This window comes from Syntrophorhabdales bacterium (assembly GCA_035541455.1).
In the GTDB taxonomy this organism is placed as follows: Bacteria; Desulfobacterota; Syntrophorhabdia; order Syntrophorhabdales; family WCHB1-27; genus JADGQN01.
The window spans coordinates 1-8,725 of the sequence record DATKNH010000063.1 but is presented as its reverse complement, the minus strand read 5'-3'; the positions used below and the strand labels follow the sequence as shown (position 1 = coordinate 8,725).

The 8,725-nt window shown below is 52.7% G+C and carries 10 protein-coding genes; 9 read left to right on the top strand and 1 reads right to left on the bottom strand.

Annotation, left to right across the window (positions count from 1 at the left end):
- The 6 genes from VMT71_06630 to VMT71_06605 form a co-directional block, all read left to right on the top strand.
- A partial coding sequence (locus VMT71_06630; protein HVN23628.1) for an NAD-dependent epimerase/dehydratase family protein occupies positions 1-696 on the top strand: 696 nt, incomplete at its 5' end.
- Between the two features lie 28 nt (positions 697-724).
- Entirely contained in the window at positions 725-1,921 is a 1,197-nt protein-coding gene (locus VMT71_06625; GenBank protein HVN23627.1) for a nucleotidyltransferase family protein, read from the top strand.
- Positions 1,922-2,112: 191 nt separating this feature from the next.
- Positions 2,113-3,237, top strand: a complete 1,125-nt coding sequence (locus tag VMT71_06620; protein HVN23626.1) for an MraY family glycosyltransferase — start codon at positions 2,113-2,115, stop codon at positions 3,235-3,237.
- Between the two features lie 90 nt (positions 3,238-3,327).
- On the top strand, positions 3,328-4,095 hold the full coding sequence (locus VMT71_06615) for a trypsin-like peptidase domain-containing protein (GenBank protein ID HVN23625.1): 768 nt from the start codon (positions 3,328-3,330) through the stop codon (positions 4,093-4,095).
- A 569-nt stretch (positions 4,096-4,664) separates the two neighbouring features.
- Positions 4,665-6,515 carry a thiamine pyrophosphate-dependent enzyme gene (locus tag VMT71_06610; protein ID HVN23624.1) on the top strand — a complete coding sequence of 617 codons (1,851 nt, stop codon included), beginning with the start codon at positions 4,665-4,667 and terminating at the stop codon, positions 6,513-6,515.
- On the top strand, positions 6,512-7,015 hold the full coding sequence (locus VMT71_06605) for a 2-oxoacid:acceptor oxidoreductase family protein (protein ID HVN23623.1): 504 nt from the start codon (positions 6,512-6,514) through the stop codon (positions 7,013-7,015). The genes VMT71_06610 and VMT71_06605 overlap by 4 nt, the downstream gene beginning before the upstream one ends.
- Before the next feature lie 145 nt (positions 7,016-7,160).
- On the opposite strand, the gene VMT71_06600 is transcribed toward VMT71_06605, so the two are convergent.
- Positions 7,161-7,352, bottom strand: a complete 192-nt coding sequence (locus VMT71_06600; protein HVN23622.1) for a hypothetical protein — start codon at positions 7,350-7,352, stop codon at positions 7,161-7,163.
- A gap of 137 nt (positions 7,353-7,489) precedes the next feature.
- On the opposite strand from VMT71_06600, the gene VMT71_06595 reads away from it, so the two are divergent.
- The 3 genes from VMT71_06595 to VMT71_06585 form a co-directional block, all read left to right on the top strand.
- The gene (locus tag VMT71_06595; GenBank protein HVN23621.1) at positions 7,490-8,107 is read left to right on the top strand and encodes a lytic transglycosylase domain-containing protein; all 618 of its coding nucleotides are present in this window, start codon (positions 7,490-7,492) and stop codon (positions 8,105-8,107) included.
- Complete coding sequence (locus VMT71_06590) at positions 8,097-8,285, top strand: hypothetical protein (GenBank protein HVN23620.1); 189 nt, start codon at positions 8,097-8,099, stop codon at positions 8,283-8,285. The genes VMT71_06595 and VMT71_06590 overlap by 11 nt, the downstream gene beginning before the upstream one ends.
- Before the next feature lie 69 nt (positions 8,286-8,354).
- A partial coding sequence (locus VMT71_06585) for a hypothetical protein (GenBank protein HVN23619.1) occupies positions 8,355-8,725 on the top strand: 371 nt, incomplete at its 3' end.

The window sequence follows — 8,725 nt, the reverse complement described above, 5'->3', positions numbered from 1 at the left end:
TTAATCAATTTGAATGTATTGGAAGCATGCCACAAGCGAAACATTAAGCGCATATTCTATTCCTCGTCGGCCTGCATCTACCCGGAATACAATCAGATGGACCCGGATAATCCCAAGTGTTCCGAGAGTTCAGCCTACCCTGCCGCTCCGGATAGCGAATACGGGTGGGAGAAGCTTTTCAGCGAACGACTCTACCTCTCTTTTCACAGAAACTTTGGTATGGCTGTTCGCATTTCAAGGTATCACAACATATTTGGCCCGGAAGGTACGTGGCGTGGCGGGCGTGAAAAAGCTCCGGCAGCCTTTTGTCGGAAGATTGCCTCTGCACATGATGGTGATGAAATACTGATGTGGGGAGATGGAAAGCAGACACGATCCTTTCTTTACATTGATGATTGTTTGGATGCTACTCTCCACCTCATGCGGTCCGACTTTACAGGTCCGGTGAACATAGGCTCAGAGGAAATGGTGAGCATAAACCAATTGGCGGCGATTATCATGGAGATTGCGGGTAAAAAACTAAGCATCAAACACATACCAGGACCACTCGGAGTGCGCGGCCGAAACTCAGACAACAAACTCGTGAAGGCAACATTGGGTTGGGAACCAAACATCTCCCTTCGACAAGGGCTGGAGAAGACCTATGAGTGGATAGATAAACAGTTGCGTATGGCAGAAATGGAGAGAGCCGCTTGAGGTAACAAGCCTGCAACCGAGCTTTCGTATGTCATTAAATATCCCTGAAGAAGAACTGGTCCTCTCCTGTCTACGGAGCACAATACAGCCGCGTGAGGCGGATCGCATATCTTGTCTGGCCGGTCAGAACCTGGACTGGGGACGTGTTGTCGCGATTTCTCAGAGACACGCTGTCAGTCCCCTTCTCTACAAGAACCTGCGGACGATAGGACAGAATGCTGTGCCAGCATCAATAATGAAGCAGCTTCAAGAACAGTTTTACTGGAACCTTGCGCACAACATGAGATTGGAACGCGAGCTTTCCGAACTGCTCGGTGTGCTTGAGCAACAAGGGATCCCTGCCATCCCGTTCAAGGGTCCGGCACTGGCAGTATCACTTTACGGGAATCTGGCATTGCGAGTCTTCGGAGACCTTGACATTCTTGTCCAGAAAAAGGACGTGCAGAGAGCCTTAGCGTCAATGGCATCGATGGGCTATCGTCCTGAGGCAATGCTAGACTCGTGTCAAATGGATGGTTACCTGGATACATTTTATGAAATGACGCTCACCGGGGCGGGCAAGGCCCCTGTTGAATTGCATTGGGAGATTTACGCTGATAACTTCGCTTTTCCAGTCGGGCATCTGCAGATTTGGGATGACAAACAATCCGTGCCGCGGGAATCGATCCCGCGGTCGATCTCGCCGGATAAACTGCTGCTCATACTCTGCGTGCATGGAACGCAGCACTATTGGGAGAGGCTCAGCTGGATATGTGATGTAGCCGAAATGGTTCGCAGATCTGAGGATATCCATTGGGAACGTCTCCTGGAACTTTCTGTAGAAACAGGTGCACGGCGTATGCTTCTTCTCGGGCTGAGCTTGGCTCACGACCTACTCGATGCGCCCCTGCCGGACGACGTTGTTCGGGCCATTCGCAAGGATGGGAGAATCGACAGAGCTGTAACGGAGATACGGCGCAGGCTCTTTGAAGCTACGGACCACGCCCCAGGCGTTCTGCAAACCTGCCTCTTTTACATCACGATAAGGGAGCGTATGAGAGACAAGGCCCGGGTTCTCTTCCGGACGTTAAGCCGGCCAGTCCCGGGAGAATTGGACCGACTCGGTTCTGACGGCTGTGCGGCGAGACTCGGCAACGTGATCCGGCACGTCATGATAGGCTGCGGTTATGGTCTGGACGTGGCAAGGCAGAGATTGAAGAGACAGGTAAATCCAACGGCAGGTTAAAGGACAAGGGAAGGTAAGTACATAAGAAGGTAGAGGTTAAGACGGGTAAAAGCAAAAAGAAGGCAGTAATATCTTCCTTCGCCTCTCCTTTACCTTCTGTTCGTTCTTTCCTCTGCCTTCTTTTAGTCCTTTCCTGCTCTTAAGCGACCGCGCTGAACTGCGATAATTCTTAAAGGTCGGAGTTTATCGCCGTGTTCCACACACTCCACAAGCAGATGATACTCTTCTTTGTTGTGCCATTCGGCCTCACGCTTGCCCTTTTGCCAATCACGATTCACCTCGCACGGAAATATAAGTGTGTCGATGAGCCGGGCGGCAGGCGCATCCATTGCGACCCGACGCCGCGCTGGGGAGGTATCGCTTTCTTCCTGGGCATCTTGCCGGTCTTCCTTTTTGTGGGCTTGGGCAGGGTCTTCTTCTCTTACCTTGCGGCATCTTTCTTTCTGGTCGTCATAGGGAGCATCGACGACCGTCGGGAGCTTGGGTTTTCGACTAAGTTTTTCGCCATGCTGGCTGCCATCACGACCGTGGTCTTTGGCGGCGGCATACAAATCCACCAAATTGGCACCTATGGTTCCCTGGGGCTCGTAAAGCTGGGCATCCTGGCAATCCCCTTCACGTACCTCTGTATAATCGGCGTCACCAACTCCATCAACCTCATCGATGGGCTCAACGGCTTGGCTGGCGGACTCTCGTTTTTTGCTTGCCTGTTTATGGGAGTGGCGGCCTACATCTCCAGAAACTTTGAGCTGGCGGGTGTCTGTCTGGGCTTTACAGGTGCGCTGGCAGGTTTTCTGCTCTACAATTTCGGCACGCAGGCCAGCATCTTCATGGGAGATTCCGGCAGCCTCTTCCTCGGTTTCTCACTGTCGGTTTTTTCCATACTGCTCACGCAGGACCCAAAGTTTCACGTTGAGCCACTCTTTCCCGTGCTCGTGCTCCTCATCCCCATATTCGACACGCTCAGGGTGATGGGAACACGCGTATTCAACGGCCGGAGCCCCTTCAAAGCTGACACGACCCACCTTCACCACCTCTTGCTTTCAAGAGGTCTTCCCGTTACGGGCATAGCAACCCTGCTCTGGTCGCTCACGCTAATCCAGGGAGTAACTGCTGTTCTCCTCATCACGAGAACCTCCATACCCTACCTCATGATTGTGCTCGGCGCGAGTTTGCTCTTTAGCATCTTTGCCAACGCACTCGTCAAAGAACGGGCGAAAGTGCAGAGCATGGACGGACCGCTCGTGCTTCCCTCTACCAGGAAAGTCCGGCCGCAGCGCTTAAGGGTTATCAGAAAGTCGGCTAGCGAAGGCTAGAGTTAATCCGCAAGGACGTCAGGATCAAGGTTAAGGTTCAGGTTAAGTTTGAGAACTGCAAACCATAAAGGATAGACTTTCATATTCAGAATGAAAGAACGTACGATTCGCTTTGTACCGATCACTCTCTTCCTCGTGGCAATAATGATAAGCGCGAGCTCAGTACCAGCGCAAGAGCCGCGCCATATTGAAATCCGCATTATCAATCCGTCTCCCTCCCCGGAGCAGCCCCAAAAGCGGGAGGCTACAAAAGAGGCCACGCAGGATAGAGACTCGTCCGCACGAGCCCCATCTCTTCAGGCGGAGGATACTTCACAGGTGATCCGGCAATCGATGCCGGCCGTGGTAACGGTTGTTACGGACGAAGGATTGGGTTCGGGTTTCTTCGTCAACTCCGATGGCTACATTCTGACAAACTCCCATGTTGTCGGCAAAGAAAGCTGGCCCTCTATCCGCCTTGCCAATGGGAAGAGCGTCTCTGCAAACATAATAAAGACTGATGAAGAAAAAGACTTAGCACTGCTGAAGGCTTCGGGTTCCGTTTTCCCTGCCCTTCCTCTCGGCGATTCAAACAGAGTTTCACAAGGCGAGTCGGTCATAGCAATCGGATCGCCAATGGGTCTGGAGGGCACTGTCACAAGAGGTATCGTCAGCGCTCTCAGAAAAGCCGCTAACGGGGTAATTTACATCCAGACTGATGCAGCAGTGAATCCGGGAAACAGTGGCGGACCGCTGCTAAACAAAGCGGGGCAGGTTATAGGCATAAATACCATGAAAATTCTGAGCAGTCAGATGGATACTGATCGGCTTGGCTTCGCCATATCGATCAATGATGCAAAGAAATTTATGGGACAATGAAGGGGGAACCGGCCGGACTGCCACTCGGTTCGACTACTTGAGAATGTAGGTTCCGTCCAGAGTACTTGTCCTCTGTCTCTTGGTTTCCAATCCAAAGCTGCCCGGTCGACATCGTTCAGTCGATTTCTTCTCCGACCGTATCATCATTCCAAGGACAACAACAAAAAAAACTGATGCAATAACCAGTACCAGGGTCAACGCACCTATTCTCCTTTCAGAACTCTCTTAAGATGGCTGATTGGGGTTTCCCTTTCCGCCTTAGCTTTGAGCTCAGCTACATTTGGCTTTCGGCCCTGGTTTGTTATCGCCCGGCTATCCGCAAAACTTGAGATCATGCGGCGGAACCCTGAATCCCGTAATTCTTGACTTTACACACTCCGTAGTCTATTAGTAGTTACCTATGCTCAACGAAACTGGCAATACTCCAAAATGTTGTGCAACTGAGTGGTGGTCCATACCAAATCCGGGCTTGAACGTCGCCCGCTGACCACGGAATTCCGTGAGAGGCCGTGGGCAGCCCGGGAGATAGGCTGCCTGCGGCTTTTTTTTGCTTGGGAGGTACGCTTGACATGAATAGACAGGAACAAAGAATGCTGATGGGCAACGAAGCGCTCGGAAGAGGGCTGTTTGAAAACGGGTGTTCGCTGGTAGCTTCCTATCCCGGGACACCGGCGTCTGAAGTACTTGCGTCGGTGGTCGCCTTTTCCAGAGAGGCTGAATCGCCCCTTCATATAGAATGGTCCATCAATGAAAAGGTAGCATTCGAGGTGGCGCTGGCTCATAGCTACACGGGTAAGCGGGCTGCAGTAGCCATGAAACAGGTGGGCTTGAACGTGGCAGCCGACCCGTTCATGCGTTCCGCATACCTCGGCGTCAAAGGAGGTTTCGTCCTGATTTCCGCTGACGATCCGGGCCCGCACAGTTCCCAGACAGAACAGGACAGCCGCCTTTTTGCTCATTTCGCAAAGGTCCCGGTCTTCGATCCTTCCTCTCCACGAGAGGCCAAGGAGATGGTAAAGAAGGCATTCGAGCTCTCGGAACGCTACGAGATTCCTGTAATGATACGGCCGACCACGCGTGTCTGTCACGCACGCCAGAATGTCACCTGCAAGCAGCCGAAGCTTCTTGAAAGACGCGCTCATTTTGAGAAAGATCCGTCACGGTGGGCAGCAACCCCACAGTTCATCTACGATCTGCACAAACTTCTCAATGAGAAAATGGACAAGATCGCTGCAGAGAAGGCGCTCTCTCCTGTCCCGTTTGTCTCTCTTCCCTCGCGCAACAAACGGTGCGTCATTGCTTCTGGCGTAGCTTTTGCCCACACCTATGAGCTTTTTGAAGAGCTGCGCCTCTTCGACCGCGTCGATCTTTTTCAGGTGTTGCTGCCGCACCCGCTCAATAGACCGTTCATCGACATGATACACGCCAATTACAAACAGGCGCTTGTCATCGAGGAAACGTATCCCGTGATAGAACTCCAGCTCGGCAACGGAAAGATCCACGGTAGAAAATCCGGCTTTGTTCCCCGACAGGGCGAACTGATGCCAGATCTCATCCATGAGAGCCTTGAGAGGTTTCTGGGAAGAACTTCCCGCCCACAGAGGACGGCAGGCGTGTCACCGGGAAAAAGACCCTCGCTCTGCGCGGGCTGCCCGCACCGGCCTGCTTTTTTTGCGATCAAGAAAACATTTCCCAAGGGTATATTCCCAAGTGACATCGGCTGCTACACGCTGGGCATGAATCTCGGCGCTGTGGACACGTGTCACTGCATGGGCGCCTGCATAAGCCAGGGGGCGGGCTTTTACCACTCGTACGCGCAGGACGGAGGACCCATTCCTCCCATCGTCGTCACTATCGGCGATTCAACCTTTTTTCACGCAGGCATCCCCGGCCTCATCAACTGTGTCGTACAGGAATCTCGCTTTATCATAGTAATTCTCGACAACAGCACGACCGCCATGACCGGGCACCAGCCTTCCCCGCACCTTGGCATCAAAGCAGACGGCTCACCAACGGCGGCTGTCTCCATTCCCGGGATTGTCGCTGCGAGCGGCGTCAGGTTCCTGCGCGAATGCGATCCTTACGACGTGCCGGCCTTCAGTGCATTGCTCCAGGAAGCCGATGCACACTGTCGCAGCGAAGAAGGCGGCATGGCCGTGATCATCTCCAAGCGTTCCTGTCCTGTAGATAAGAGAGCGGTCCGACCGGAACGGCTCTATGCCATGTCGGTGAGCGATGCTTGCGACGGGTGCAGGCTGTGTATGAAACAGTTCGAATGTCCCGCGTTAGAGTGGGTCGAAGTGCCCGGCAAAAAGAGAGGAAGAGCAGCCATAGATAAGGCGCTCTGTATCGAGTGCGGTGTTTGCAAACACGTCTGCCCAAAGGGAGCGATCGTCGTGGCAGAGGAGAAGGCCATATGAAACAGCAGCTCATCGTGAGCGGAACCGGCGGTCAGGGCATCCTGTTCCTCACCAGATTTTTCGCAGAGGCAGCCATGATGATGCGACTTGAGGTACTCACCTCGGAAATTCACGGCATGGCCATGCGCGGGGGCACGGTCGTGTCGCATGTCAAGGTGGGTCCTTTCAAGAGCCCTCTGGTGCGAGAGGGCCAGGCGGACGTGGGTCTCATTCTCAGCAAACAGAATGTGCCGTTGCACAGAAGCCTGGTGAAGCCTGATGGGCTGATTTTTGTCAACAGCGATGTTGCGGGAGATTACTTCTCGATCGATGCTTCTAAGCTAGCCATCGACGCCGGGGCTCCGGCGATGACCAACCTTGTACTGCTGGGTTTTGCGATGAAACAGCACGGCCTTTTCTGCGAAGCTGACGTGGCAAGGGAGGTGCTCACCAGGCTCTCCCCACGCGCCCACCTGGAATTCAACCTCAAAGGCTTCGATATAGGCTACACATCAACCTAGCGATTGCGTCTAACACTTCTCCGCAGTAATTTTGAAGCGGCAGCCGTATTCTTGAGTCTTCCCTCTTCCCAGCCCGCTAAGGTACCCGCAAGGGTGGAAGCGGCCTTCCGAGTCGCGCGACAGCGTGACGGTCTTCCCTCTGCCGTTATGCTGCCTGCGCTCTCTGCTTCTTCAGTCGTTCAATTATAGCCGCCAAAAACTGTTCCCGCTCCTTAAGGGCTTCACGAAATTCTCTTTTGTATGTCCGGTGTATTTCCACGCCAAGATGAGAATGGTAGTTCTCAAGAACATTTTGAAGGATTTTGGCCTCGTCTTCCGATAATTCAACGGTTACCATAGCATCCTCCTTATGCGTGAGATTCCCTATATTTTTACTATAAGCACGGTGATTGTAGAATTCATCTCTGCCCCCTTAACCTCCAATCTCGAAGTTAGATTTGACAGACGGCTTCAATTTGGTGTAAAAAACCCCTCATGCTCTTACGGATCAATTTCGCCCGCAGTTCCCTTTTGCAGCTGGCTTCTCTCGCGCTTGTGTGCTGCATGCTGCTGGTCTCTGTCGCTCCTTCGTTTGGAGAAGAGCAGGAGGAGTCTCCGAAGCAGGCCGTTATCCAGCAGATCATCCACTTTATAAAAGAAAAAAATATCCGTCTCCGCGATGAGACCTTGCTGAAAATGGCAAACACCGTTTATGACGAATCGCAGCTTCGCGAGCTGGACTACCGCCTTATCCTCGCGGTAATCAAGGTGGAGAGCAACTTCAGACACGATGCGGTCTCCAGACGGGGAGCCCAAGGTCTCATGCAGATAAAACCTTCCCTCGCAAAATATATCGCAAAGGATGTGGGGGTGCAGTACAACGGACGCGATTCCCTCACCGAACCGGAAAACAATATAAAGTTGGGCGTCTACTTTCTTTCGCGCCTGATGGACGATTTCAAGGATATGGGAACAGCCCTCCACGCTTACAATGCAGGTCCTGCGAAGTTGAGAGGCAAACTCTCCAGAGACAAAGAACCGAAGAACAGATTTGCCAGGCACGTACTGAATGAATACCACAAGAACATTGAAGTGCTGCCTGATGGAGAGTGAGAGAAAGCCCTCTTCCGCCGCCATGAGTGACGATATAACGAAAGAGAAGCTGATAGACATCATCAAGGGACTTCTCAAGACCGATACAGATCTTCATTTTCTGCAAGAGCTGCATCGAGGGGATCTGGAGAAGCTGGTCGCCTGTATCAGGGACAGGATAGATCGGCTGGAAAAATAGCTGCTCCCATTTTGACAAAATTAGCCAATCCAGCACAGTGTTCGACCACTAAGGGTTGATTCATAGCAGATGCGTAGGGTTCTCCCCGGCTATCCTCTCCCTCTCGGAGCTCACCTCCGCAACGAAGGAGCACAATTCAATCTCTTCAGCAGACACGCATCACGTGTAGCGCTGCTTCTCTTTGATGAGCCTGAAGATGCTTCGCCTTCCGAGATAATAGAGCTCGATCCTTCAACGTTCCGAAGCGGAGATATCTGGCACGTGTGGGTGGAAGGAATAAAGGCGGGTCAATATTACGCCTACAAGGTTTTCGGCCCGTATCAACCCAGTCGCGGACACAGATTCAACGGTCACAAGCTGATTCTGGACCCTTACGCCAAATCTCTTTCTCGGAAGCCCTTATGGGACTTCAACCGAGCCAAGGGATACGATCTGCGTTC

Excerpts from the sequence above, each read along its gene's own strand:
- VMT71_06625 (HVN23627.1), top strand. The coding sequence starts at position 725 with ATGTCATTAAATATCCCTGAAGAAGAACTGGTCCTCTCCTGTCTACGG.
- VMT71_06615 (HVN23625.1), top strand. The coding sequence starts at position 3,328 with ATGAAAGAACGTACGATTCGCTTTGTACCGATCACTCTCTTCCTCGTG.
- VMT71_06610 (HVN23624.1), top strand. The coding sequence starts at position 4,665 with ATGAATAGACAGGAACAAAGAATGCTGATGGGCAACGAAGCGCTCGGA.
- VMT71_06605 (HVN23623.1), top strand. The coding sequence starts at position 6,512 with ATGAAACAGCAGCTCATCGTGAGCGGAACCGGCGGTCAGGGCATCCTG.
- VMT71_06600 (HVN23622.1), bottom strand. The coding sequence starts at position 7,352 with ATGGTAACCGTTGAATTATCGGAAGACGAGGCCAAAATCCTTCAAAAT.
- VMT71_06595 (HVN23621.1), top strand. The coding sequence starts at position 7,490 with ATGCTCTTACGGATCAATTTCGCCCGCAGTTCCCTTTTGCAGCTGGCT.
- VMT71_06590 (HVN23620.1), top strand. The coding sequence starts at position 8,097 with ATGGAGAGTGAGAGAAAGCCCTCTTCCGCCGCCATGAGTGACGATATA.